21 protein-coding genes are annotated in these 25,133 nt (G+C 48.9%); 5 read left to right on the top strand and 16 right to left on the bottom strand.

Annotation, left to right across the window (positions count from 1 at the left end; genetic code table 11):
- Nucleotides 1-518: 518 nt before the first annotated feature.
- From sucD to sdhC, 8 genes are all read right to left on the bottom strand, one after another.
- Nucleotides 519-1,391 carry a succinate--CoA ligase subunit alpha gene (gene sucD / locus JKP77_RS08155; protein ID WP_218310691.1) on the bottom strand — a complete coding sequence of 291 codons (873 nt, stop codon included), beginning with the start codon at nucleotides 1,389-1,391 and terminating at the stop codon, nucleotides 519-521.
- Nucleotides 1,391-2,557, bottom strand: coding sequence for an ADP-forming succinate--CoA ligase subunit beta (gene sucC, locus JKP77_RS08150; protein WP_218310690.1), 1,167 nt, complete (start codon nucleotides 2,555-2,557; stop codon nucleotides 1,391-1,393). The genes sucD and sucC overlap by 1 nt, the downstream gene beginning before the upstream one ends.
- A gap of 153 nt (nucleotides 2,558-2,710) precedes the next feature.
- Nucleotides 2,711-4,264 (bottom strand): 2-oxoglutarate dehydrogenase complex dihydrolipoyllysine-residue succinyltransferase, encoded by a 1,554-nt coding sequence (odhB, locus tag JKP77_RS08145; protein WP_218310726.1) that lies wholly within the window; start codon nucleotides 4,262-4,264, stop codon nucleotides 2,711-2,713.
- 9 nt (nucleotides 4,265-4,273) lie between these two features.
- A complete protein-coding gene (sucA, locus tag JKP77_RS08140) occupies nucleotides 4,274-7,093 on the bottom strand; it encodes a 2-oxoglutarate dehydrogenase E1 component (protein ID WP_218310689.1) in 2,820 nt (939 codons plus the stop codon).
- Between the two features lie 170 nt (nucleotides 7,094-7,263).
- On the bottom strand, nucleotides 7,264-7,974 hold the full coding sequence (locus JKP77_RS08135; protein WP_218310688.1) for a succinate dehydrogenase iron-sulfur subunit: 711 nt from the start codon (nucleotides 7,972-7,974) through the stop codon (nucleotides 7,264-7,266).
- Between the two features lie 14 nt (nucleotides 7,975-7,988).
- Entirely contained in the window at nucleotides 7,989-9,761 is a 1,773-nt protein-coding gene (gene sdhA / locus JKP77_RS08130; protein WP_218310687.1) for a succinate dehydrogenase flavoprotein subunit, read from the bottom strand.
- A gap of 1 nt (nucleotide 9,762) precedes the next feature.
- Complete coding sequence (sdhD, locus tag JKP77_RS08125; RefSeq protein ID WP_218310686.1) at nucleotides 9,763-10,110, bottom strand: succinate dehydrogenase, hydrophobic membrane anchor protein; 348 nt, start codon at nucleotides 10,108-10,110, stop codon at nucleotides 9,763-9,765.
- Entirely contained in the window at nucleotides 10,104-10,478 is a 375-nt protein-coding gene (gene sdhC / locus JKP77_RS08120) for a succinate dehydrogenase, cytochrome b556 subunit (protein ID WP_218310685.1), read from the bottom strand. Before sdhC ends, sdhD begins: the two co-directional genes overlap by 7 nt.
- Nucleotides 10,479-11,167: 689 nt before the next feature.
- On the opposite strand from sdhC, the gene JKP77_RS08115 reads away from it, so the two are divergent.
- Both JKP77_RS08115 and JKP77_RS08110 read left to right on the top strand, forming a co-directional pair.
- Nucleotides 11,168-12,445, top strand: coding sequence for a citrate synthase (locus JKP77_RS08115; protein WP_218310684.1), 1,278 nt, complete (start codon nucleotides 11,168-11,170; stop codon nucleotides 12,443-12,445).
- 66 nt (nucleotides 12,446-12,511) lie between these two features.
- Nucleotides 12,512-12,934, top strand: a complete 423-nt coding sequence (locus JKP77_RS08110; RefSeq protein ID WP_218310683.1) for a DUF3429 domain-containing protein — start codon at nucleotides 12,512-12,514, stop codon at nucleotides 12,932-12,934.
- A gap of 140 nt (nucleotides 12,935-13,074) precedes the next feature.
- On the opposite strand, the gene JKP77_RS08105 is transcribed toward JKP77_RS08110, so the two are convergent.
- From JKP77_RS08105 to lhgO, 5 genes are all read right to left on the bottom strand, one after another.
- Nucleotides 13,075-14,535, bottom strand: coding sequence for a phosphohexomutase domain-containing protein (locus tag JKP77_RS08105; protein ID WP_218310682.1), 1,461 nt, complete (start codon nucleotides 14,533-14,535; stop codon nucleotides 13,075-13,077).
- A gap of 21 nt (nucleotides 14,536-14,556) precedes the next feature.
- On the bottom strand, nucleotides 14,557-15,966 hold the full coding sequence (locus tag JKP77_RS08100) for a mannose-1-phosphate guanylyltransferase/mannose-6-phosphate isomerase (protein ID WP_218310681.1): 1,410 nt from the start codon (nucleotides 15,964-15,966) through the stop codon (nucleotides 14,557-14,559).
- Between the two features lie 175 nt (nucleotides 15,967-16,141).
- On the bottom strand, nucleotides 16,142-16,966 hold the full coding sequence (locus JKP77_RS08095; protein WP_218310680.1) for a pirin family protein: 825 nt from the start codon (nucleotides 16,964-16,966) through the stop codon (nucleotides 16,142-16,144).
- Nucleotides 16,967-16,972: 6 nt separating this feature from the next.
- Entirely contained in the window at nucleotides 16,973-17,920 is a 948-nt protein-coding gene (locus tag JKP77_RS08090) for a glutathione S-transferase family protein (RefSeq protein ID WP_218310679.1), read from the bottom strand.
- A gap of 232 nt (nucleotides 17,921-18,152) precedes the next feature.
- Entirely contained in the window at nucleotides 18,153-19,364 is a 1,212-nt protein-coding gene (gene lhgO, locus JKP77_RS08085; RefSeq protein ID WP_218310678.1) for an L-2-hydroxyglutarate oxidase, read from the bottom strand.
- Between the two features lie 159 nt (nucleotides 19,365-19,523).
- Here lhgO and tcdA point away from each other — a divergent pair, with 159 nt between their 5' ends.
- The gene (gene tcdA, locus JKP77_RS08080) at nucleotides 19,524-20,306 is read left to right on the top strand and encodes a tRNA cyclic N6-threonylcarbamoyladenosine(37) synthase TcdA (protein WP_218310725.1); all 783 of its coding nucleotides are present in this window, start codon (nucleotides 19,524-19,526) and stop codon (nucleotides 20,304-20,306) included.
- A 128-nt stretch (nucleotides 20,307-20,434) separates the two neighbouring features.
- Nucleotides 20,435-20,842: a hypothetical protein gene (locus tag JKP77_RS08075; RefSeq protein WP_218310677.1), complete on the top strand. Its 408-nt coding sequence runs from the start codon at nucleotides 20,435-20,437 to the stop codon at nucleotides 20,840-20,842.
- A gap of 36 nt (nucleotides 20,843-20,878) precedes the next feature.
- On the opposite strand, the gene JKP77_RS08070 is transcribed toward JKP77_RS08075, so the two are convergent.
- Nucleotides 20,879-21,358 carry a DUF2919 family protein gene (locus tag JKP77_RS08070; protein ID WP_218310676.1) on the bottom strand — a complete coding sequence of 160 codons (480 nt, stop codon included), beginning with the start codon at nucleotides 21,356-21,358 and terminating at the stop codon, nucleotides 20,879-20,881.
- A 331-nt stretch (nucleotides 21,359-21,689) separates the two neighbouring features.
- Between JKP77_RS08070 and rimO the strand changes: the two genes are divergently transcribed.
- Nucleotides 21,690-23,105: a 30S ribosomal protein S12 methylthiotransferase RimO gene (gene rimO / locus JKP77_RS08065; RefSeq protein ID WP_218310675.1), complete on the top strand. Its 1,416-nt coding sequence runs from the start codon at nucleotides 21,690-21,692 to the stop codon at nucleotides 23,103-23,105.
- Nucleotides 23,106-23,445: 340 nt separating this feature from the next.
- Here rimO and JKP77_RS08060 read toward each other — a convergent pair whose 3' ends face one another.
- Together JKP77_RS08060 and JKP77_RS08055 are read right to left on the bottom strand one after the other, a co-directional pair.
- Nucleotides 23,446-24,444, bottom strand: coding sequence for a Kelch repeat-containing protein (locus JKP77_RS08060; RefSeq protein WP_218310674.1), 999 nt, complete (start codon nucleotides 24,442-24,444; stop codon nucleotides 23,446-23,448).
- Nucleotides 24,438-25,097, bottom strand: coding sequence for an SDR family oxidoreductase (locus JKP77_RS08055; protein ID WP_218310673.1), 660 nt, complete (start codon nucleotides 25,095-25,097; stop codon nucleotides 24,438-24,440). Before JKP77_RS08055 ends, JKP77_RS08060 begins: the two co-directional genes overlap by 7 nt.
- Nucleotides 25,098-25,133: the final 36 nt, after the last annotated feature.

Here is a 25,133-nt window from a genome sequence, read left to right as displayed (position 1 = left end):
AGGGAGTTATTAACAATTCCAAAACCCGGAAAGCACATATTAATACATTGTAATTAATGGATTTTTTATTTTTCAGGTGTGATTACTGGGCGCATTTGCGAATGCAGGCATATACCATTTTTACATTATGCTTTAACCTCTGACTGATGAATAACAACCTTGTTACCTGACGAAAACGCCCCGCTTTTCCGCATAAATTACACAAGCCTGAATGTAAGAAGCAAAAACAGGTTCGCCACAGCGACCCTGTTTGAGAGTCACTTGGGTGCCTTAAAAACAGACATTGCGGTGTGAAGCTTTCCTTAAACGACAAAGGAATGAATTGACGACCATGAAGAACGGTCAAGTACCGGGAAGTACGTTTGTTTGAGCGTATGCCAGCAGAATTAGATTGGCGCGAAGCATGGCAGGGATTAGATATCGAAAGGATGTCATACTAATTCAAGTAAGAGCGCAGACACAAAAAAAGCCGGGAAAACCCGGCTTTTCATTTACTGGAGCCTGTTATGCTCTTTAGCTTACCAGCCAGTCGCTTCGCGAAGCGCTTTGCCGATATCAGCCAGTGAACGCACAGTTTTCACGCCAGCAGCTTCCAGTGCAGCAAATTTCTCATCTGCTGTACCTTTACCGCCTGCAATGATTGCACCGGCGTGACCCATACGCTTACCCGGAGGTGCAGTCACACCCGCGATGTAAGATACCACAGGCTTAGTTACGTTTTCTTTGATGAACGCCGCCGCTTCTTCTTCTGCGGTTCCACCAATTTCACCGATCATCACGATCGCTTCAGTTTGTGGATCGTCCTGGAACAGTTTCAGGATATCAATGAAGTTTGAACCCGGTATTGGGTCACCACCGATACCAACACAGGTAGACTGACCAAAGCCTTCGTCTGTGGTTTGCTTAACCGCTTCGTAGGTTAGCGTACCAGAGCGTGAAACAATACCCACTTTACCTGGCTTGTGAATGTGGCCCGGCATGATACCAATCTTAGTCTCTCCTGGCGTGATAACACCAGGACAGTTAGGACCAATCATACGTGCGCCTTTGGCATCAACGTACTCTTTCACATACAGCATATCCAGTGTAGGAATACCTTCAGTGATACATACAACAAGTTCGATACCTGCATCTACCGCTTCAACGATAGAATCTTTACAGAATGGCGCAGGAACGTAGATAACAGACGCCGTTGCGCCTGTTGCTTCAACGGCTTCACGCACTGTGTTGAATACTGGCAGACCCAGGTGCTCGGTACCGCCTTTACCTGGCGTTACACCGCCAACCATTTGCGTACCGTAAGCGATGGCTTGTTCAGAGTGGAATGTACCCTGACCACCAGTGAAACCCTGGCAGATAACTTTGGTGTCTTTATTAATTAAAACTGACATTATTTGCCCTCCGCAGCGGCAACCACTTTCTGAGCTGCATCGGTAAGCGATTCAGCAGCAATGATATCAAGGCCAGAGTTGGCCAGAACGTCACGACCCAGTTCCGCATTGGTACCTTCAAGACGAACAACAACCGGTACATTTACGCCAACTTCTTTCACGGCGCCAATGATACCTTCAGCAATCATGTCACAGCGAACGATTCCGCCGAAGATGTTAACCAGTACGGCTTTAACCGCATCGTCAGACAGAATGATTTTGAATGCTTCAGCCACACGTTCTTTCGTCGCGCCGCCACCAACATCCAGGAAGTTTGCCGGCTTACCGCCGTGCAGGTTTACGATGTCCATGGTTCCCATAGCAAGACCTGCACCGTTAACCATACAGCCAACGTTACCGTCAAGCGCGACATAGTTCAGTTCCCACTGTGCTGCATGCGCTTCACGAGAGTCTTCCTGAGAAGGATCGTGCATATCTTTCACTTTAGGCTGGCGATACAGTGCGTTGCTGTCGATGCCAACTTTGGCATCAAGACAGTGCAGGTTACCGTCAGTCTTGATTACCAGAGGGTTGATTTCGATAAGTGCAACGTCCAGTTCTTCGAACATTTTTGCCAGACCCAGGAAGATCTGTACGAACTGTTTAATTTGAACGCCTGACAGGCCAAGTTTGAAAGCCATTTCACGCGCCTGATAAGGCTGTGGACCAACGATTGGGTCAATTTCAGCTTTCAGGATTTTTTCTGGCGTTTCTTCAGCTACCGTTTCAATTTCAACGCCGCCTTCAGTCGACGCCATGAAAACAACACGACGTGTAGTACGGTCTACAACCGCGCCCAGGTACAGCTCATTGTCGATATCTGTGCATGATTCAACAAGAATCTTGCTAACTGGCTGACCATTTTCGTCAGTTTGGAAGGTCACCAGATTTTTGCCCAGCCATTTTTCGGCAAATTCACGGATGTCGCTCTTGTTCTTAACAAGCTTAACGCCACCGGCTTTACCACGGCCACCCGCGTGGACCTGACATTTTACAACCCACTCGTCACCGCCAATGCGGTCGGCCGCTTCTACTGCGCCTTGAGGAGTGTCTGCTGCGTATCCTTCAGAAACAGGTAAGCCGTATTCTTTGAATAGCTGCTTACCTTGGTATTCATGCAAATTCATGGTGTTTCTATCCGATTTTTAGTAAGACAAAAGTCGCTTTCGCGACTTGATTAACTTGACTGGCACTGTAGGGTCAACGCCAGCGTTGCGCCAGAGCGAGCGTCCAGTGTAAACAGGACACCCCTCTGCACACAATTCCCTGAGACGAAAGTCTTACACGTCTAAAAGCAGACGTGTTGGATCTTCAAGCATCTCTTTAACTGTTACCAGGAAGCCCACTGACTCTTTACCATCGACAATTCGGTGGTCATAAGACAGTGCCAGGTACATCATTGGCAGAATTTCTACTTTACCGTTCACCGCCATTGGACGATCCTGGATCTTATGCATACCCAGAATAGCGCTTTGTGGTGGATTAATGATGGGTGTCGACATCAGTGAGCCAAACACACCGCCATTAGTAATGGTGAAGTTTCCGCCTTGCAAATCCGCCATCGACAGCTTGCCGTCGCGACCTTTGATTGCAAGTTCTTTAATTCCCTTCTCGACATCCGCCATGCCCAGTGTGTCTGTATCTTTCAATACAGGCGTCACCAGACCACGTGGGGTGGATACCGCGATAGAGATATCAAAATAGTTGTGGTAGCAAATGTCATCACCATCGATAGATGCATTCACTTCCGGGAAGCGTTTCAGCGCTTCAGTCACTGCTTTCACGTAAAAAGACATAAAGCCGAGGCGGATACCGTGACGTTTCTCAAAGCCTTCCTGATATTGTTTACGAAGATCCATGATAGGTTTCATGTTCACTTCGTTGAACGTAGTCAGCATCGCTGTAGAGTTCTTAGCTTCAAGCAGACGATTCGCAATCGTCTTACGCAGGCGCGTCATTGGAACGCGTTTTTCTGTGCGATTACCCGAAGGCAGGTCAGAGGCATCAGAAGGTGCTGAAGACGTCGAAGAAGCTTTCTTGTCGCTATCGCCACCTTTCAGATATTGCTCAACATCTTCTTTTGTGATGCGACCATTTTTGCCAGTGCCTTTGACTTTAGAAGCGTCTACGCCTTTCTCCGCCAGCAAACGACGCACAGAAGGACTCAAGGCATCGCTGCCGCCCTCATCATCGTCACTATCTTCTGCCTTTTTGGGCGCTGATTTCGACGCGCCACTGCCGGCTACAAATTTCGCAATCACTTCCTCAGCAGTCACGGTTGCGCCTTCTTCAGCCAGGATCTCACTTAAGGATCCATCAGCCGGAGCCACAACTTCCAGTACCACTTTGTCGGTTTCTATATCAACCAGGTTCTGGTCGCGGCTGACCGACTCGCCCACACTCACGTGCCATGTAGCGATAGTCGCGTCGGCAACAGACTCCGGAAGTACCGGTACTTTAATTTCACTCTCTTCTCCAGAGGCAGCGTCATTGCTGTCGCCCTCGTCTGAAGATTCTGTTGTTTCTTTTGCTTCGGCTTTGTCTTTGTTATCCGTATCAGACTTATCACTGCTGTCAGATTTAGCAGCACTGCCCTCACCTTTTTCCAGCTTTGCGATGACTTGTTCGCCTAGAACTGTTGCACCCTCTTCATCAAGGATCTCAGCCATTACGCCGTCAGCAGGCGCTACAACTTCCAGTACGACCTTGTCTGTTTCAATGTCAACCAGGTTCTGATCGCGTTTTACTGTGTCACCGGCCTTAACGTGCCAGGTTGCAATGGTGGCATCGGCAACTGACTCAGGTAGGACCGGAACTTTTATCTCAATTGTCATCATTGTTCCTTATTTAATAGTGAGTGCGTTTTCAACCAGGCTCTTCTGTTGCTGGTTGTGAACGGAAACATAACCAACTGCAGGTGATGCTGACGCTTCACGACCTGCATATGTTAGCTTGGCACCTTCTGGAATTGCCTGCCAGAAATGATGCTGGCTGCAATACCAGGCGCCCTGATTCTGTGGCTCTTCCTGGCACCAAACCCAATCTTTCACGTGGCTGTATTCTGCCACAATTTTCGCGCATTCTTCCTGCGGGAAAGGATAAAGTTGTTCAAGACGAATGATAGCAACGTCGGTTTGCTCGTTTTTACGGCGTTGATCCAGTAAATCGTAGTATACCTTACCGGAACACATCACAACCCGTTTCACGTTTTCAGGGTTTATCTCGTCGATTTCCCCGATGACGTTTTTGAACTGGCCTTCTGCAAGTTCTTCCAGCGTCGATGTTGCCATTGGGTGGCGCAGCAATGACTTAGGAGACATTACGATCAATGGCTTCCGCATTGGCCGGATAGCCTGACGACGAAGCATGTTGAACACCTGCGCCGGTGTAGAAGGCACACAAACCTGCCAGTTGTGATCCGCACACATTTGCAGAAAACGCTCCAGACGGGCTGAACTGTGCTCTGGCCCCTGACCTTCATAGCCATGAGGAAGCAGTACAGTTAAGCCACACAAGCGACCCCATTTGGCTTCACCAGAACTCAGGAACTGGTCAAACACAACCTGTGCGCCATTGGCGAAATCACCAAACTGCGCTTCCCAGATCGTCAGGCAACCCGGTTCAGCTGTTGCATAGCCATATTCAAATGCCATAACAGCTTCTTCAGATAACACCGAATCGTATATCTCAATGTCGCCCTGTCCTTCGCGGACATGTTGAAGTGGCATGTAAGTAGAGGCGTCTTTCTGGTTGTGCAATACCGCATGCCGATGAAAGAAGGTTCCGCGACCCGAATCCTGCCCTGTGATGCGAATATCGGTACCAATATCAACGATGTTTGCATACGCCAGCGTTTCAGCCATGCCCCAGTCCAGCTTTTTCTCACCGGCAATCATGGACTTGCGGTCTTGATACAGCTTGTTTACACGGGAATGAAGCTTGTGACTATCAGGGTAAGACGTAATCGCCTCACCCAGTTCTCTAAGCTTTTCGACGCTCAATTCGCCATCATAAGGCGTATCCCAGTCATGACCAAGGTACGGAGTCCAGTCAACCGAATGTTCAGTCATCGGACGCCATTCCTCAACGACGCAAGCGCCGTGATCTAAAGCGGCACGATATTCCTCTAGAAAACGATCAGCATCTCGCTGTTCAATTACGCCTTCTGCGATTAATTGATCTGCATAAATCACGCGCGGGACCGGATGCTTTTTGATCTTCTGATACATCAACGGCTGCGTCGCGTTTGGTTCATCCGCCTCGTTATGACCGTGACGACGGTAACAAACCAGGTCAATCACAACGTCTTTCTTAAATTTATTTCTGTATTCAAGGGCCAGCTCTGTGACAAATGCCACTGCTTCCGGATCGTCTGAATTAACGTGGAAGATCGGCGCCTGAACCATTTTCGCAATGTCCGTACAATATTGCGTAGAGCGCGTATCTTCGGTTTTAGATGTCGTAAAACCAACCTGGTTGTTAACCACAATACGCACTGTTCCACCCACTGCAAAGCCGCGGGTTTCAGACATGTTGAAGGTTTCCTGCACTACACCCTGTCCAGCAATTGCTGAATCGCCGTGAATAGTAATAGGAAGGACCTTACTGGTGTCGTTGTTGCGTCGAACCAGACGTGCCCTGACTGAGCCCATAACCACAGGATTTACAATTTCCAGGTGAGACGGGTTAAACGCAAGCGCCAGGTGAACATTACCGCCAGGTGTTGCAAAGTCAGATGAAAAACCTGCGTGGTATTTCACATCTCCGGCACCCAGAGAATCATCGTGTTTCCCTGAGAACTCATCAAACAATACAGATGGATTCTTACCAAGGACATTTACCAGAACGTTCAGACGACCACGGTGAGCCATACCAATAACGCATTCTTTGGTACCACCCGCGCCCGCTTTACTAATCAGCCCTTTGAGCATAGGAATGAGCGCGTCGCCACCCTCAAGTGAGAATCGCTTCGCACCCGGGAATTTCGACCCGAGGTATTTTTCCATGCCGTCAGCTGCGGTAAGCCCTTTCAGTATGCTCAGCTTTTCGTCTTTACTGATTTCCGGCTTGGCCTGAACCGATTCAATTTTTTGTTGTAACCAACGTTTCTGTTCGGTATCGGTGATGTGCATATACTCTGCACCGATAGAACCACAGTAGGTTCTGTTAAGCGACTTAAACAAGTCGCCTAACGTCATTGATTCTTTACCAATGGCATAAGAGCCAATATTAAACGTTGAATCAAAATCTTCTTCTGAAAGCGAGTGATGCGACAGTTCAAGATCACGTACCCGGGCCTGCTTCCAAAGACCAAGGGGATCGAGGTTCGCATGCTGATGACCGCGGAAGCGGTACGCATTTATCAATTGAAGAACTTTAACCTGCTTCTGGTCAGAGACATTACCCGCAGATACCTGAGTCGGTGCCATGCGCGCTGTCGGACCTAAAGAAGCAAGTTTGCGGAACTGGTCTTTAATCGATGTGTGATTATTTTCAAGCTCCACACCTTCGACTTTAGGAAGGCTATCGAAGACCTGACGCCAGGTTTCGGAGACGCTCTGAGGGTCATCAAGGTACGCTTCGTACAACTCTTCAACATAGGCCGCGTTCGCACCAGCCATGTGTGACGAGTCCCACCACGCTTTCATCACGCTTTCTTGCATTATTGTGCCTTGCTACGTTCTGTAAAAAACAAAAGATACCGGCATATTATGAAGGCTAAATACGCGTTAACCAACCTTATTCCCGATATATACAAAAAAATAGCCATCCCGAGCGGATGGCCATTTAGAGCATTGCTATCTGTAACTCGTGAGTTGACAGAAATATAGTACTAAACAGCCCGTTGTAAAAGCATCGACTTGATTTGGCCGATAGCTTTTGTCGGGTTAAGTCCCTTAGGACATACGCTAACGCAGTTCATGATACCGTGGCAGCGGAATACGCTGAATGCGTCATCCAGATCGTTCAGACGCTCTTCGGTTGCTGTATCGCGACTGTCGATAAGGAAACGATATGCATGCAGAAGACCTGCCGGGCCAATAAACTTGTCCGGGTTCCACCAGAACGACGGACATGATGTTGAACAGCAAGCGCAAAGAATACACTCGTAAAGTCCGTCAAGCTTGGCACGCTCTTCAGGCGACTGCAAATGTTCACGTGCAGGCGGCACCTGTGAATCGTTAATCAGGAACGGCTTCACCTTTTCATACTGGGTATAGAATTGCGTCATATCAACGACAAGGTCGCGTACAACTGGCAATCCCGGTAACGGGCGAACAACCACTTTGCCCTTGCCCAGGCTGGATAATGGGGTTATACATGCCAGGCCATTTTTGCCGTTCATGTTAACACCATCAGAACCACACACACCTTCACGGCAAGAGCGGCGGAGTGACAAGGTAGGATCCTGCTCTTTCAGCGCCAGTAACGCATCAAGAACCATCATGTCACGACCTTCTTCCACTTCCAGCGTGTAGTCCTGCATGTACGGCGCGTCATCAACCTCAGGGTTGTAACGATAAATTGAAAATTCTAATTTCATGATCGTTGCCTCTCTTAATATGAACGCGCTTTCGGTGGGAATGCTTCCCGCAACTTCGGCGCCATATTGACTTCACGTTTGACCATAGACTCAGACTCCGGACGATACACTGAATGACATAACCAGTTTTCATCGTCACGGTCCGGGTAATCGAAGCGGCTGTGCGCGCCACGACTTTCCGTTCTGAAGTTCGCTGCAACTGCAGTGCTGTACGCGGTTTCCATAAGGTTATCCAATTCCAGACACTCAATACGTTGGGTGTTGAAATCTGAACTCTTATCATCCAGGCGAGCATGCTTCAGACGTTCACGAATTTCGCGAAGTTGTTCAAGGCCTTCAGCCATCGCGTCACCTTCGCGGAATACAGAGAAGTTAAGCTGCATACATTCCTGCATGTCTTTTTTGATTTGGACAGGGTCTTCGCCTTTGCCTTTTTCTGAATTTTCCCAGCGATTAAAGCGCGACATCGCGGCATCAATGTCCGATTCAGAAGCATCTCGGGACGGTGCCATCTCTGCCAGGGTTTCACCAAGATGAAGACCGGTTGCACGACCAAATACCACCAGGTCAAGCAGCGAGTTTCCGCCCAGGCGGTTCGCGCCGTGTACTGATACACATGCAATTTCACCACAGGCGAACAGGCCGTTAACCACGGTATCCTTGCCATTCTCATCAATAGTCAAACACTGACCATGTACGTTGGTTGGAATTCCACCCATCATATAGTGACAGGTAGGAATTACCGGAATCGGCTCTTTAACCGGGTCGACGTGTGCAAAGGTACGCGACAACTCAAGAATACCAGGCAAGCGTGACTCGAGAACTTCTTTACCCAGGTGATCCAGCTTCAGTTTAATGTGCGTGCCCCATGGGCCATCACAACCGCGACCTTCACGAATTTCAGTCATCATCGAGCGAGCAACAACGTCACGACCTGCCAGGTCTTTCGCGTTCGGTGCATAACGCTCCATGAAGCGTTCACCATCTTTATTTAGCAGGTAACCACCTTCACCACGGCAACCTTCTGTCACCAGCGTACCCGCGCCGGCAATACCTGTTGGGTGGAACTGCCACATTTCCATATCCTGCACAGATACGCCCGCGCGAAGGGCCATACCTACACCGTCACCGGTATTAATGTGCGCGTTAGTGGTAGACGCATAAATACGCCCTGCACCACCTGTGGCAAGAACCACTGCGCGTGATTTGAAATAAACCACTTCGCCGGTCTCAATGTCGATGGCAGTACAGCCAACAACGTCACCATCCTGGTTTTTCACCAGATCCAGTGCGTACCATTCGCTGAAAACTTTTGTCTTGTTCTTGACGTTTTGCTGATAAAGCAGGTGCAATAACGCGTGACCAGTACGGTCGGCTGCGGCGGCTGTTCGTGCGGCTTGTTCACCACCGAAATTCTTGGACTGGCCACCGAAAGGACGCTGATAAACCTTACCATTTTCAAAACGAGAGAATGGCAAGCCCATGTTTTCCATTTCAATAATGGCTTCAGGGCCGGTTTTACACATATACTCGATAGCGTCCTGGTCACCGATATAATCGGAGCCTTTGACCGTATCGTACATGTGCCATTCCCAGTTATCTTCATGAGAATTACCCAGCGCTACCGTAATGCCGCCCTGGGCAGACACAGTGTGCGATCGGGTTGGAAATACTTTTGATAATAGTGCGCAGGATTTGCCAGATTGAGAAATCTGAAGTGCAGCACGCATACCTGCACCACCGGCGCCAATAACGACGGCATCAAACTCGTGAACGGGTAAACTCATATTACACTCCCCACAATACAAACAGACCAACGGCAACGTAAACAAATGCGATGATGTTCAGCACATATTGCACCACGCCGCGCAGGGCAGCTGATTTAACGTAGTCGGTTAACACCTGCCAAAGGCCAATGCGAACGTGAATCATGATGGCAACCAACGCTGCCAGCGTGAACACTTTCATCGCGATACCAGAAAACAGATCTTGCCACACTGCAAAAGTAATATTGTCAGTGGTGATAAAGAACCACGCCATAAATAGCGAAAATGCAGCAATGATGACTGCGGTTGCACGTAATGAAACGTAATCCTGAACGCCGTTACGCTTAATGCTTGCTTGATTCGTTACCATAATGCAACTCCCAATACGATGGTCAGTACAATCCAAAGCCCGATAACGATCTTCGCGCTTAAATTACCTGACTCAAGCTCTTCCCAATAACCCATATCCATGATGCCATGGCGAATGCCGCCCAACATGTGATAGGTCAGCGCTGACGCTGTGCCGATTGCGACCAATTTTCCAATGATACCGTCCATCATAGACTGCACGCTCGCAAAGCCATCCGCTGATGACAAAGAAACCGCCCAAGCCCAGATAACAAACAGCAATGCAAAAAACATTGCCACACCAGTAACCCGATGGAGAATTGACGAAATAGCAGAAGGAGGAAATTTAATAGTATTGAGTTCTAAATTTACTGGTCTTTGCTTTTTCACAATGTATGCCTGTTTGATCCGTAGGGATAATGAACCTCTCACAATTTTTATGTCCTGTGTGAGTCGATTCGTTTATTACCTGTTAATTGCCTCATCCACTGAGTTGTTAACAATTTGTGAATTATTTATTACTTGATTTACAGAATAAATATTCCGGATTTCAAGTACGGCTGAGTATATCCAGCGCATAGTATAATTACAATTTTTTGTGCCTTATTAGGACTTTAGTCTTAGACTATAGACATAAGTCGGCTAGTGCCCAAATAACGCGCTAAAATTGATCGAAAGTTGATAACGCTGCAGTATAAAACGGCGCATCAGTTTATCAGTCCCTTACGTACATAACTATCGAAAAGATTGATAAATTACGCTCATTTAATGTGAGTGGACAAACACCACCCAAATTTTGATTAAATTAAGTGCGACTTAACAAGAAGTGTGAAAATTCACCGGCTTAACGGCTGGTGAATACGCTCAATCGCATGAATAAATTTGTGATTTGTGGCACATTATCCAGGTTGAATTGTGGAGAGTATCATTATTAACAATCTGGAATATTTATCATCCATATATGCATTTAAATTGACTTGTTAGTGCATAATAAAGTACAAATACGCCACTTTTCCCAACGAGTCGGGGAATTTCCCCTGATTTCGCTGCAAACAGAACCATTCTGAGGAGAGCATTTTATGGCAGATCAGAAAGCCATTCTTAAAGCGGGCGACAAGGAAATTGAACTTCCTATTTTGTCCGGAACAGAAGGTCAAGACGTAATCGACGTACGTCCTTTGGGCGCTAACGGTTATTTCACCTATGACCCAGGGTTTATGGCGACAGGATCTTGCGAATCAGCAATCACCTATATCGATGGCGCTAATGGTGTGCTTTTACACCGCGGTTTCCCAATTGAGGAACTGGCCAGAGACGCAGAGTACCTGGAAGTGTGCCACATGCTATTGCACGGTGACGCACCTTCAAAAGATGAGTACGAACAATTTAAATCGACGATAACTCGTCACACCATGTTGCATGAACAAATCAACATGTTTTTCCATGGTTTCAGAAATGACGCTCACCCAATGGCTATGCTTTGCGGCACTGTTGGCGCGATGTCATCGTTTTATCACAGCGATTTGGATGTTTCTAATCCAGACGAGCGTGTACGCAGTGCGCACCGTCTGATAGCGAAAATGCCAACGCTGGTAGCAATGTGCTACAAGTACAACATTGGTCAGCCATTTGTATATCCGCGCAATGATTTGAGCTATGCCGCCAACTTCCTGAATATGATGTTCTCAGTCCCTGCTGAAGAATATCAAATCAGCCCGGCGGTCGAGCGTGCAATGGATCGTATCTTTACCCTTCACGCCGACCATGAGCAAAATGCATCAACGTCTACAGTGCGTCTTGCTGGCTCTTCAGGCGCTAACCCATATGCGTGTATCGCAGCTGGTGTTGCGTCACTCTGGGGTCCTGCGCACGGCGGTGCAAACGAAGCATGCCTGAACATGCTGGAAGAAATCGGTAGTGTAGACCGAATTCCTGAGTTCATTGACAGGGCAAAAGATAAAAACGATCCTTTCCGCCTGATGGGCTTCGGTCACCGTGTTTATAAAAACTATGACCCGCGCGCAACCGTAATGCGTGAGAGCTGCCATGAAGTTCTGAAAGAGCTGAATGTGCAGGATCCGTTACTGGATGTGGCGATGGAGCTTGAGCGCATTGCACTTGAAGACCCTTACTTCGCTGAGAAGAAACTATTCCCTAATGTAGATTTCTACTCAGGAATTGTGCTGAAAGCGATAGGTATCCCAACTAACATGTTTACGTGTATCTTTGCCCTGTCTCGTACTGTTGGCTGGATTTCACACTGGCATGAAATGATGAGCGATCCAAAACAAAAAATTGGTCGTCCACGTCAGCTTTATACTGGTCACAGTAAACGTAAATATAATCCGATTAAGTAACACATCGTATTAGTCATTACGTCACAAAATAGCGCCCAACGGCGCTATTTTTTTAAGGAGAACTTCATGCCCTACTCTGCAGTGTTTCTGGGTATTGCAGGCCTAATCCCGTTCATTGCCATGCCACTTTTCGTTATCACCGACATGTTATCGTTAAGTGAAAGCGCCAGGTATTTCACCCAGTATTCGGCGGTATTGTTATCGTTTTTTGGTGGTGTCCACTGGCTGGATGCGCTTCAGCACAACCGTACCAATCATCAGTTATACATTGCTATGCTTCCTACCATTATTGGCTGGCTTTGCCTGGTGTTCAGCGGAGATGTGAAGGTGCTCGGTGTGTTATCGGTATCTTATATCGCGATACTTTTCTACGATAAATTTACGCTAACGCTGCCACAAAAAATTGTCGTAGCTTACACCACCGTCAGAATGGCCCTCACAACGGTAGTCGTAATTTGTCACGCGGCGATGATAGTGCTATTGACCTGAGCGGGATCTTATTCAGCGAGCCTATTTCAGCGCTGACTGCATTGTGGAGTTACCGACCTGGAGCGCGGCTGAAACCGCAAACGATTTATAAAAGCAAAAAAGCGCCTTCAGGCGCTTTTTACGTTCGTATTCGCAAATGATTATTCGTCTCTAATCACGGCAAGTAATTCCGCTGTTTTTTCTTCCATCAGAGGAATATCACCTTTCGACTCGACATTAAGCCGGATCACAGGCTCGGTATTGGACTTTCTCAGATTAAAGCGCCAGTTACCGAACTCAAGCCCTAAGCCATCAGTCTTATCGATAACCTGCGCATCCGCTTCATACTTATCAAGTACGCGTTGAAGCGCGGCATCTGCATCCTTAAGCTTACTGTTGATTTCTCCGGAAGAGGGAAACGCGGCGATCCGCTCCTTGACCATCGACGCCAGCGACTGCTTCTTCGTACAAATCAGCTCTGCAATCAGTAGCCATGGGATCATACCTGAGTCACAGTACGCGAAATCGCGAAAATAGTGGTGTGCGCTCATCTCGCCGCCGTAGACGGCATCTTCCTTGCGCATCCGCTCCTTAATAAAAGCATGGCCGGTTTTGCACTTAATGGGCTCGCCACCCGCGTTGTTTACGATATCTTCGGTATTCCAATAAACGCGTGGATCATAGATGATTTTTGAGTCACTGTTTTTATCCAGAAACGCTTCTGCCAGCAACCCAACAATATAGTAACCTTCAATAAAGTTACCTTCGGCATCAAATAAGAAGCAGCGATCAAAATCGCCATCCCACGCGATACCGAAATCTGCGGCATTGTCCTTAACAGCCTGCGCAGTATCGGCCCGATTTTCTGGCAACAATGGATTCGGGATCCCATTGGGGAACGTACCATCGGGCTGATGATGCACTTTCACAAAGTCAACCGGCACATTATTCTTTCTGAATGCAGAATCAATCGCGTCCAGCGCCTTGCCCGCCGCACCGTTTCCGGCATTGGCAACAATCGTCAGTGGTGTGAAGTTATCAAGATTCACATAAGAGAGAATATGTTCAACATACGCATCCATACACGTGGCGCTTTTATAGCTTCCCGTGTCATGTAGTCGTGCTTCCAGAATGTGCGATTTGCCATCAAAAAACGCGTCCGGATCGATATCAACGTGATTGGTGTAGAACCCAAGACGCTCATTAACCTTCGCATCATCGAGAGATTCAGCACGTGATTTGATTGCATTAAGGCCGGTGTCGCCGCTGATGGGGACCGATTGCGCCTTAACCAGCTTCATGCCGTTATAATTAATTGGATTATGGCTGGCCGTTACTTCGATACCACCATCAACGCCAAGGTGCTTGGTGGCGAAGTAAATCTCTTCCGTACCAGCCATGCCGATATCAACGACCTCAGCGCCACCATCGATTAACCCGGCAGAAAGGGCCAGTTTTAATGGTGCCGATGTCAGGCGAACGTCACCGCCGACAACCACTGTCTTCGCGCTCAGTTCTTCGGCAAAAGCGTAGCCGATTCGATATGCAACCTCTTCATTCAACTGGGAATTAAGTTCGCCGCGAATGTCGTAAGCTTTGAAACAGGTAATAGGTGTTCCCATTATGGTAATCACTCCAGGCGGTTACTTGGCTGTACGGCCATAGCGGTCAGAAAAACGCACAATGTCGTCTTCTCCAAGGTAGGCTCCCGACTGCACTTCAATCAATTCCAGCGGAATTTTGCCGGGGTTTTCCAGCGCGTGTACATCGCCGATAGGAATGTAAACCGACTCATTCTCTGTGACCAGTTGTGTTTTCTCACCGATTGTCACATTGGCCGTACCTGACACCACGATCCAGTGTTCTGCGCGGTGATGATGCATCTGTACTGAGAGCTTTTCACCCGGTTTAACGGAGATCCGCTTAACCTGGAAACGCTTCCCATTGTCGATGGAGTCGTAACTGCCCCACGGGCGGAAGACTTCCCGGTGAAATTCGAACTCAGGCCGCTTTTCCGCTTTTAACGTACCGACGACCTTCTTGATATCCTGCACCTTGTCTTTGTGGGCTACCATGACTGCATCTTTAGTCTCAACCACAACCACATCATCAAGGCCGATCACCGATATCAGGCGCTCCTCTGCATTAATGTAGCTGTTGTGCACTCCTTCAAGGATGGCATCACCCACAACCACATTGCCGTTCTCATCTTTATTCTCTGCGGTATCCCACAACGACGTCCAGCTGCCCACATCAGACCAGCCTGCATCCAGTGGAACCATCGCAGCCGCTTGCGTTTTCTCCATAACGGCATAATCGATAGAGTCATCCGGGCAGGTAGCAAAAATGTCAGCATCGACGCGGATGAAATCAAGGTCGTGAGATTCAGAATCTATGGCTTTTTTGCACACATTAAGAATATCGGGATTGAACTTACTCAGCTCTTCCAGGTAACGACTGGCCTTGAACATAAACATGCCGCTGTTCCAGAAGTAATTTCCGGAATCAACATAGGTCTTCGCCGTTTCCATGTCAGGCTTTTCAACAAACTCTTTTACTGCAAACCCGCCGTCCAGCTCATCACCAGACTGGATATAACCGTACCCGGTATGCGGCTCGTTTGGCACAATACCAAAAGTTACCAGGTTGCCCGCTTCAGCCAGAGCCTGAGCTTTCTCAATTGCACCATGAAACTCAGGCAATTGTTTAATCAGATGATCTGCCGCCAAAACTAGAAGTACAGGGTCCTGACCATCTTTCGTGGCATGCAGGGCCGCCAGCGCAATCGCCGGTGCCGTATTGCGCCCGACAGGTTCCAGCATAATACCGCCATGCTCAGTACCCAGTTGTCGTAATTGCTCAGCAACCAGAAACCGGTGCGCTTCATTGCAAATTAATACCGGCTTTTGTGCTCCGGTGCCGTTAAGGCGCGACAGCGTTTCCTGAAGCATGGTTTGTTCTGACGTCAGGGATAAAAACTGCTTGGGGAGTGCGGCGCGGGATTTTGGCCAGAGACGACTTCCTGAGCCGCCTGCGAGGATAACTGGTTTCATTATCTGTCCTGTTTAGTGTGGCTTTCGCCTGATAAATCCTGAGTATGATGGTAATCAAGGCGGACGCCCCAATCAATGGCTATATTCCATTAAATTTAAAAAAAACATAGATTGGAATAAAAAAGCCCCTCGCTATAAGCTTAAGGGCCTTTGATTCAGGATACTAGCGTTATTTTCAGGTGAAGTTACCGCTTTGGTAATCCATCAGCGCCTGACGAATTTCCTGTTCGGTATTCATGACGAACGGGCCATATTGCACCACGGGTTCGTGGATAGGTTCACCGGCGACTAAAATCGCCTTACCTGTTCCCGAAATCTCCACGTTTCCGGTATCGGATAATACCGCTAATTCGCCAGCCTCTATGGTTTCTCCGCACAGGGTAAGGTTGCCATCATAACAGTAGACAAAACCATTATGACCGTCTTCCACTTCAACGGCTTGAGTGTCCTGCGTTTTTAAATCAAAATCGACGAACAGTGGGGCAACGGCTTGTGTCGAGACCGGCCCGCAAACGTCTTTAATCGTTCCTGCAAGTACTTTGACGCTATTGCCATTTCCCAATTCCACACTGGGTACAGATGTTGGCTGAATGTCCTGATAGCCAGGCTCTGAGAGCTTTTCGCTGGCAGGCAAATTAACCCACAGCTGGAAGCCACGCAACAAACCGGATTCCTGCTCTGGCATTTCTTCGTGGATAATCCCTCGTCCTGCATTCATCCACTGGATGCCACCAGACTCAATCACGCCCTCATTGCCCACCGAATCTTTATGTCTCATCTTTCCGGTAAGCATATAGGTAACGGTCTGAAATCCACGATGCGGATGCGGCGGAAATCCTTCAATATAGTCGCTGGCTTCTTCAGAACCGAAAAAGTCGAGCATCAGGAACGGATCCAGCCTTGGTAAGGCCGGTTGCCCAATAATTCGGGTAAGTTTGACCCCAGCCCCATCCTGCGTGGCTATACCTCTTACTCGCTGGGTAATAAGTCTAACATTCATCGCGCTTTACTCCACCTTCCCGGACAAATCCTGATCGGGTCCTACCGGCACAACCTGCGTAGGATTGATCATAGTATGACTATAATAATAATGTCGCTTTATGTGCTCAAAATTCACCGTTTCAGCGATGCCCGGATGCTGATACAAGGATTTCATATATGCATATGTCGCCGGATAATCAGCAATTTGCCTGATGTTACATTTGAAATGACCGTGATATACCGGGTCGAAACGGATCAGTGTGGTAAACAGTCTCCAGTCCGCTTCAGTAAGAGTATCACCTACCAGATAGCGGTGCTGTTTCAGCCTTTCCTCTACCGTGTCCAACGCTTTGAAAAGCTTATAAACCGCTTCCTCGTAAGCTTCCTGTGTTGTTGCAAACCCTGACTTGTAAACGCCATTATTAATATCGTGATATACCATCTCATTAACGGTATTGATCTCGGTGCGCAGCGATTCTGGATAATAATCATCGTGATTGTCTGTGATGTCATTAAAAGCCGAGTTAAACATACGGATAATTTCCGATGACTCATTGCTCACAATACATTCTTTCTGTTTATCCCATAGAACGGGCACGGTAACCCGCGTAGTAACATCGGGTGTATCCATCAGATAAATTTCACGAAGAAATGTTTTGTTATACAGTGTATCGCCGGTGGCGCCAGGAAAATCCTCAAACGTCCAGCCTTCATCCAGCATGTCCGGACATACTACAGACACGCTGATATGCGACTCCAGCGCTTTGAGCTTACGAAATATCAGTGCCCGGTGCGCCCACGGACATGCCAGAGAAACATAGAGGTGGTAACGGCCGCTTTGCGGAGGAAATTCAGCGCCGGCTTCCGTTGATATTGTATTTCTGAAGGATGACGATTCCCGTTTAAATTTCCCATCATTGCTATCCGTGTCGTACCATTTATCCTGCCATTTACCGTCTACCAATAATCCCATGACTTTCTCCTGTATTAACCTGATTGCAGATACGCGGCGTTTCATCTGCGTCGTAAAACGTGCATTTCTTCACTGTGCTACGTTTCGCGATGATGATCGGGTGAAACTACCTGTCGATAACCCGCCAAATCTGCCAGGTCTTTATTTGACCATACAGAGTCTAGAACGTATTCACGTTATATTTGGATTGAGCGTTCGATAAAATAGAACAAGCCAGCGTGGTGGTGGTGGCTTATAAAAACGCTCTGTCGAGAATGGCTCTGGCAATAGGAAGCGCACTGGTAGCAGCCGGAGAAGGTGCATTCGCGACATGCAGGATACGTTCGGAGGCCACAAAGCAAAAATCCTGCATCAGTTCACCATCGTGAGTAACGGCTTGTGCACGAATACCGGCTCGGTAAGGAGCAAAGTCATGTTCTGTGACTGATGGACAATAACGCTGAATGAGAGACGCATAATGACGTTTACTCAGAGTGGTGGCTAATTCAGAGACCACACTTTGCCGATATTTCCAAAGCAGCTTCCACAATCCCGGAGACCTGCCCAGTTGCCAGAGTTCAGCCAGGGAAGTCTGGTAATTGTTATACGCTTCTTTCCCCGGCGCCAGCACCGCATTAGGCCCGACAGTCGTGTAGCCACCGATCATGCGGGTAAGATGGACGCCAAGAAACGGCATCGCCGGATCCGGTACCGGATAAATTAACCGTGAAGTAATATCATCGAAGCGCGAATGTAGCTTAAAGTACTCGCCCTTAAATGGCAGTATGCTGAATTCACAGTCAAGGCCTTGTTGCCGGATCAATGAGTCGGCATATACGCCTGCACAGATGATCAGTTTTTCTGCGCGGTACTGTTTTGTTTCACCAGAACACTGACATGTTATCGTGGCAAACGCATCACTTTCCTCAATGTCGCAGACTGCGTGCTGATAGCGAATTTCCAGCGCCCCGGACAACCGGGCTTGTTCCAGCATGCAGGCCGTGATTGCTGCATAATCGGTAATCCCCGTGTGAGAGACATAGATAGCCTCTTCGCCCCGAATATGCGGCTCCATGTCGGTAATCCCCTTGGCGTTTACGCGCTGGGGAGAAAGATCATTTTGCTGGCAACGGTCGAATATCGTATCCAGAGCTTCGACTTCTTTATCAGAGGTTGCCACGACAAGCTTACCGCATTGTTCGAAAGGTATCGTGTAGTCCTGACAAAAACGCAGTGTATCTTCCAATCCTTGCCGACAGTATTTCGCTTTTAGTGAGCCTGGTGGATAGTACACACCGGCGTGGATCACACCGGAGTTTCTTCCTGTCTGATGGCTAGCCGGCTTTGTGCTTTTCTCTATTAACATCACTCTGGCAGTCGGATATTTTTTGCAGTAAGTGTAAGCGACAGCGGCACCAATGATGCCCGCACCAACAATGATTAAATCGTATGTCTTCTCGCCCACTTCCTTCACCTGCAATTGCGCATCGTAACACTTGAAAATTACTGGTAGTCTGCCATTATGCGCGCGGTTAAGAAACCGATGAGTACAGATTCTGTAATCACGATAATCAGGCAGGGCAATATCCTGCACACCGGCGAACACTATCATCTGACAGGCACTATGAATTCAGACGAAAAAACCCGCTTTGGGGGTATCACGCGACTGTACGGGCAAGCCGCAACCGATGCTTTGACAAACAGTCACGTCTGCGTGGCGGGTATTGGCGGCGTTGGCTCCTGGACAGCGGAAGCGCTGGCGCGCTCAGGCATTGGCACGATTACGCTGATTGATCTGGATGATATCTGCACCACCAACACCAACCGGCAAATTCACGCACTGACCGACACGGTTGGAAATGCCAAAGTTGAAGTCATGAAATCGCGGATACACGCAATCAACCCGCAGTGCACCGTTAATGCCATCGAAGATTTTGTCACTGAAGAAACCGTCGCTGACTATCTGACGCAGAAGATGGATGTAGTGATTGATGCTACCGACAGCATTAAAGCCAAGGCGGCCATGATCCATCACTGCAAGCGGCGCAAAATCACAATCATTACCGTAGGCGGCGCAGGCGGACAAATCGACCCAACCCAGATAACCCGGGGCGATTTAGCAAAAACAACGCAAGATCCGCTTGCGGCAAAACTTCGCAGCGAGCTTCGTCGGTTTTACGGCTTTAGCAAGAATCCCAAGCGCCGGTTTGGTGTTGAGTGTATTTACTCCACCGAACAGCTTCGCTATCCGCAACCTGATGGTTCAGTGTGCTTTAACAAATCGGCAATGGAGGGGGGAACCCGCCTTGATTGTGCCGGCGGTTTTGGTGCTGTTGTAACCGTAACGGCGACATTTGGCATGTTTGCTGCGGCAAGTGCGATAAACCGCATCACCGGCCAGAAATAGACATCGACGGCGAACTGCCGCAGAATAGCGTCTAGTTACCGGGCAAAGCCAGAGGCATATCGCGGTAACGTCAGAGTGATAACAAAAAATAAAACGATTTCTCGAGCTTATAAAATACGGAGCGATGGATGGAACAACAAGAACTGGAAAAACTCATGGCAGATTGTGCCCGCGATGCGGTTGCTACAGCTCAGGAAGAATTTCAGGTAGAACTGGACTACTCCGGTGAGAGCATCGCTGCCGTAGATGACGTATTGTTGAGTTTCGTTGACCGTTATCACGACAAAGCGCTCGAAGACGAAGCTGTATTTACTCTGTGCAACGTCTACGGCGCGTATACCGGTGAAACCTTTCGCAGGCTTGCCGGAGGCACCTGGCGCTACGACCAGTCAGATCCGAAAGCACCCTACGTACTTCTGGATGTCGGTGAGCGGTCCTATGCGTTTGCAGGAATTTGCTATGAGCGCCTGGTAAACGACAGCCAGGTAAGCGTGAAAGCGTATTTTGACCAGGCACTGTCACAGCACGTGCAATAACCCAAATTGGGGTCAGCGCCAGCCTGATCCCATTGTTCAGGGTTTCAGCAACCAGTCTGAAATCATCCAACGTAAGTGACGGCTTTTGACTACCGCATAGCAACTGACAATACAAACCAGTAAACGTGCAGCAATAACAAACTGAAACTGCCAATGGTGGGACGACAAATACCATAGCTGCAGTGCTATCTGGCTCAACAGCGAAAATATCAGTAACGGCACCACCCAGTAACTCCACCGCAGATGTTCCCGCTTCCACAACCGCTCCCGTTGCGATGCCAGTATGAGAGAGAGCAACGCGGGTAACGCGCACAGTAAAGAGACTGCCAGTTCAATCCGGCTGGGATAAAACAGTGATAGTAAAAAGCTGGTCTTATCCCGCATCGTTAACGAAAATATCAGGATTAGCCAGTCGGCAAGACAGAAAACAAATACAACAGCCAGCCAGCGAGGCGGCGTGATCCTTCCGGCTTCATCATAGCAATGCAGAGGTAGTTTTAGTGGCGTTGTTTTCATGCGCTGAAAGGTATCAAAGTTTACCCGTTGGCGCTAAAATTTCTTTTCGATAGTCAACGACTATTTTAAGACAGTTACTGTGTTTGACGTCAGAGATGCTGCGCGCGAGCACAACAGTGGCATTACCGCTCTATTTAACAATCCGTGATAATCACCACCGTCCCCTCGCCAGCGCGATGCGTTCTGTTTATCAATTCTGGAAAAAGATTCGGGCACTCAGATGATCACAAAGAGATCGAAATATAACCAGCACACGATACTGATCTCATGGCAACATTGCTGTATAATCCGCGTCCGCTTTTGAGCTCACAGGCCGAACAGGTATATCAGCATGACCGTAGAAACTTACACTCCCAACAAAACCACTACTCTGGAGACCCCGGTGAAAACGCTGGAAGCGAATCGCTCCACGTCCACCACCCAGGGAAACCGTATCGGTTTTGTCAGTCTTGGTTGCCCCAAGAACCTGGTGGATTCCGAGCGTATTCTGACCCAGCTTCGAACTGAAGGCTACGATGTTGTGCCGACCTATAATGACGCAGATCTGGTAATTGTGAATACCTGTGGATTTATCGATTCCGCCGTGCAGGAGTCCTTAGATACTATCGGCGAAGCGCTGAAAGAAAACGGCAAAGTAATTGTTACCGGGTGTCTCGGGGTAAAAGAAGACGAGATCCGGGAGGTGCACCCCAATGTTCTGGCAATTACCGGACCGCATGCCTACGAGTCAGTCGTGGAACAGGTCCATGATCATATGCCTAAGCCGGAACACAATCCGTTTCACAATCTGGTACCCGATCATGGGGTGAAGCTGACACCACGCCATTATGCTTATCTGAAAATATCTGAAGGGTGCAATCACCGCTGCACCTTTTGTATCATTCCATCAATGCGCGGTGACCTGGTAAGCCGGCCTGTAGGTTCAGTATTGGATGAAGCCAAGCGGTTAAAAGCAGCTGGCGTAAGCGAACTTCTGGTTATCTCTCAGGATACCAGTGCGTACGGCGTCGACGTAAAGCACCGCACTGGCTTTTGGGACGGAATGCCAGTGAAAACACATATGCAGCAGCTATCTGCGAAATTGGGTGAGCTGGATATGTGGGTACGCCTGCACTATGTATACCCCTACCCTCACGTTGATGAGCTAATCAGCCTGATGAACGACGGTAAGGTATTACCGTATCTTGATATCCCACTGCAGCATGCCAATAAACGCATTTTACGCCTGATGAAGCGCCCCGGTAGTGCGGAGCGCACGCTGGAAAGAATTAAAAAATGGCGCGAGGAATGTCCCGAACTGGTGATCCGCTCTACCTTCATTGTCGGCTTTCCTGGTGAAACTGAGGAAGAGTTTGAGGAGTTGCTCGCGTTTCTGAAAGAAGCTCAGCTAGACCGGGTTGGCTGTTTTGCCTACTCTCCGGTGGAAGGTGCAAGGGCAAACGATTTGCCGGATCCAGTACCTGAAGACGTTAAGCAAGAGCGCCTTGCCCGATTCATGGCCGTGCAAAGAGAGATCAGTGCGCAGCGACTACAGGACCGTATTGGTAATGAATATCAGATAGTAATTGATTCTGTAGACAGCGAAGGTGCTGTCGGGCGCTCTTACGCTGAAGCCCCTGAAGTCGACGGCGTTATTCACCTCAATGGTGTTTACGATGTGCAGCCAGGACAGTGCGTCTGGGCCGAAATCATCCATGCGGATGAACATGACCTGTGGGCGGTGCTCTCAGAAGATCAGGACGATTAGGCTTTAAGGAAGGTGCGAGCAAGTCTATAGTCACTCAGCGAGTCCTGAAGCATGCAGTTGCAAGGCAGGATTCGCAGGGAATGGCAGTCGCCCTTGCCAAGAAGCCTAACGCCGCAAATGTTTGCTTCAGGGCTCGCCCTTCGGGGCTTACAGCCAAGCACCTACTCGCCGTTGGTCTTTTTTGATTTAACCCGCTAGGCCTGCAAAAGACCGCCTTGATTAGTCACTTGGCTGTGAGCCTTAGCGACTATAGACTTGCTCGCACCTTCCTTAACATCCGGGCAAGAGAAACAGACCGGCACTTCTCTTGCCTCTCACATGCTGGCGAAACAACAAGCCGTTAACGACTTTCAGCACGCTGAAACTGACTGACAGTGGTTTTAGTGTCCCGAGCTCCAGCTTTCGCCGCACCACCAATAAGCCAGATCTTATTATCAAGAACCACTGAACCCAGACCGTGACGCGGTACTGGCATCGTACTGACGCTGCTCCATGTGCGCTTACGTGGCGAGTAACGCCACACGTCACGGTAAACACCACCGCCTTCGGTGAAGTATTCTCCGCCGAACACATAAATGTCTCCGAGGTAGGCCGCGCAAGTTAATCCTCCCTGCGCCTTAGGGAGTGGTGCCAGTGTTTTCCATTTCCGGGTTTGTGGCGAAAACACTTCATGTACCGCAAGGTTACCGCCCTCGACGGTACGTCCGCCAATAACATGCCATTGCCCGTCAAGAACCACTGAGCAGGCACTGTTGCGAGGCGTAGGCAGTACCGGTGCTGTTGACCAGATCCCGGTATCCGGGTTCAGAACACCGTGCCAGTTGGTATCTTTACTGTCCAGCCATTGTCCGTTTTTATGCTTCGTGGCACTGCGCCCGCCAGCGAGATGGATGCCATCGCTAAGGTGCGCAGATACAGTCTCACTCAGGGTAACCGGCATGGGTTCTTTTAGCTGCCAGGACTCAGCTCCCTGACCTAAAAACATCACGGTACTGGTGTTTGTCCACTGTCCGTTATCGCTCTCAATAAAACCACCAAAAGACCAAACGCCTTTCTCAGTCCCCACGAGCAGAGCGTGATGGCGGCGCTCGGGTAAAGCTGGCGCGGGCTGCCATTGCGCTGCCCCGGGAGTCAGCATCCATACCCGATCGTCTATCTCGAGCATGTTGCCTTTTCCTGCTCGCAAGCCACCTGCAACCACAATTTGCCCATGACTTACTGTCGGATAAATCTCCTGAACCGGCACGGGGAGCGATGGTGCTAATGACCAGCGATAGTCACTTGCGGACGCTGCACCGCATGACCACAACAAGACGGTAAGTAACGCCAGTCTTACCACGGCAGTGTCTCTCCGTTCGAGTGAACAAAAGATCCGGTGGTTTCAAGAGACAATTCGTCAATACGCTCAACCAGCCTCTGCGCGGCGGTATCTGCATCAATATCTCCGTTACCGTTCACCATTTCAGTCTGAACAAATCCCGGATGGAAAAGCCCCACGGCAATCCCCTTTGGCGCAAGATCGTGCGCCAGAGATACCCCGACTGCGTTCAGAGCAGCTTTGGACATTCGATAGCCATAATAGCCACCGGATCCATTGTCCGTCATTGAGCCCATACGACTGGTTATCATGGCAACCTTGGCTTGGTCTGACAGCGATGACATTAGCGTCTGTGTGACCAGTAACGGCCCCAGTGCATTGACTCTGAATTGATAGTCAATGGTATTGGGATCCCAGTCCTGCAACGACTCTCTCCCTAACACCCCAGCGTTGTTTATCAAAAGATCAATATTGACTGCGTTTAAAGGAGCAAGCGCCTCCTTTAACGTATCAGGACGTGAAACATCTACCCCAGGGATCACATTTGCACCTGATCCGTTTAAGTCGTCACAACTGTTCCGACACGTCGAGTATACGATGTCACCGCGGGCAATATAGGCTTTCACCAGGGCGAGCCCGATTCCCCTGTTGCCGCCGGTAATGACTACGTTCATACGCACTCCTAACCTCTTAATTTTGAATACAATACC

Origin of the sequence: Alteromonas antoniana, assembly GCF_019249295.1 — a bacterium.
In the GTDB taxonomy this organism is placed as follows: Bacteria; Pseudomonadota; Gammaproteobacteria; order Enterobacterales; family Alteromonadaceae; genus Alteromonas; species Alteromonas antoniana.
Note: the sequence above shows the minus strand (reverse complement) of the source record. Positions and strands in the feature narration are given on the sequence as shown.

Excerpts from the sequence above, each read along its gene's own strand:
- JKP77_RS08135 (WP_218310688.1), bottom strand. The coding sequence starts at position 7,974 with ATGAAATTAGAATTTTCAATTTATCGTTACAACCCTGAGGTTGATGAC.
- tcdA (WP_218310725.1), top strand. The coding sequence starts at position 19,524 with ATGAATTCAGACGAAAAAACCCGCTTTGGGGGTATCACGCGACTGTAC.
- JKP77_RS08110 (WP_218310683.1), top strand. The coding sequence starts at position 12,512 with ATGCCCTACTCTGCAGTGTTTCTGGGTATTGCAGGCCTAATCCCGTTC.
- sdhD (WP_218310686.1), bottom strand. The coding sequence starts at position 10,110 with ATGGTAACGAATCAAGCAAGCATTAAGCGTAACGGCGTTCAGGATTAC.
- sucA (WP_218310689.1), bottom strand. The coding sequence starts at position 7,093 with ATGCAAGAAAGCGTGATGAAAGCGTGGTGGGACTCGTCACACATGGCT.
- JKP77_RS08070 (WP_218310676.1), bottom strand. The coding sequence starts at position 21,358 with ATGAAAACAACGCCACTAAAACTACCTCTGCATTGCTATGATGAAGCC.
- odhB (WP_218310726.1), bottom strand. The coding sequence starts at position 4,264 with ATGACAATTGAGATAAAAGTTCCGGTCCTACCTGAGTCAGTTGCCGAT.
- JKP77_RS08095 (WP_218310680.1), bottom strand. The coding sequence starts at position 16,966 with ATGAATGTTAGACTTATTACCCAGCGAGTAAGAGGTATAGCCACGCAG.
- sucD (WP_218310691.1), bottom strand. The coding sequence starts at position 1,391 with ATGTCAGTTTTAATTAATAAAGACACCAAAGTTATCTGCCAGGGTTTC.
- JKP77_RS08055 (WP_218310673.1), bottom strand. The coding sequence starts at position 25,097 with ATGAACGTAGTCATTACCGGCGGCAACAGGGGAATCGGGCTCGCCCTG.
- JKP77_RS08090 (WP_218310679.1), bottom strand. The coding sequence starts at position 17,920 with ATGGGATTATTGGTAGACGGTAAATGGCAGGATAAATGGTACGACACG.
- sdhA (WP_218310687.1), bottom strand. The coding sequence starts at position 9,761 with ATGAGTTTACCCGTTCACGAGTTTGATGCCGTCGTTATTGGCGCCGGT.
- rimO (WP_218310675.1), top strand. The coding sequence starts at position 21,690 with ATGACCGTAGAAACTTACACTCCCAACAAAACCACTACTCTGGAGACC.
- JKP77_RS08105 (WP_218310682.1), bottom strand. The coding sequence starts at position 14,535 with ATGGGAACACCTATTACCTGTTTCAAAGCTTACGACATTCGCGGCGAA.
- JKP77_RS08100 (WP_218310681.1), bottom strand. The coding sequence starts at position 15,966 with ATGAAACCAGTTATCCTCGCAGGCGGCTCAGGAAGTCGTCTCTGGCCA.
- sucC (WP_218310690.1), bottom strand. The coding sequence starts at position 2,557 with ATGAATTTGCATGAATACCAAGGTAAGCAGCTATTCAAAGAATACGGC.
- JKP77_RS08075 (WP_218310677.1), top strand. The coding sequence starts at position 20,435 with ATGGAACAACAAGAACTGGAAAAACTCATGGCAGATTGTGCCCGCGAT.
- JKP77_RS08115 (WP_218310684.1), top strand. The coding sequence starts at position 11,168 with ATGGCAGATCAGAAAGCCATTCTTAAAGCGGGCGACAAGGAAATTGAA.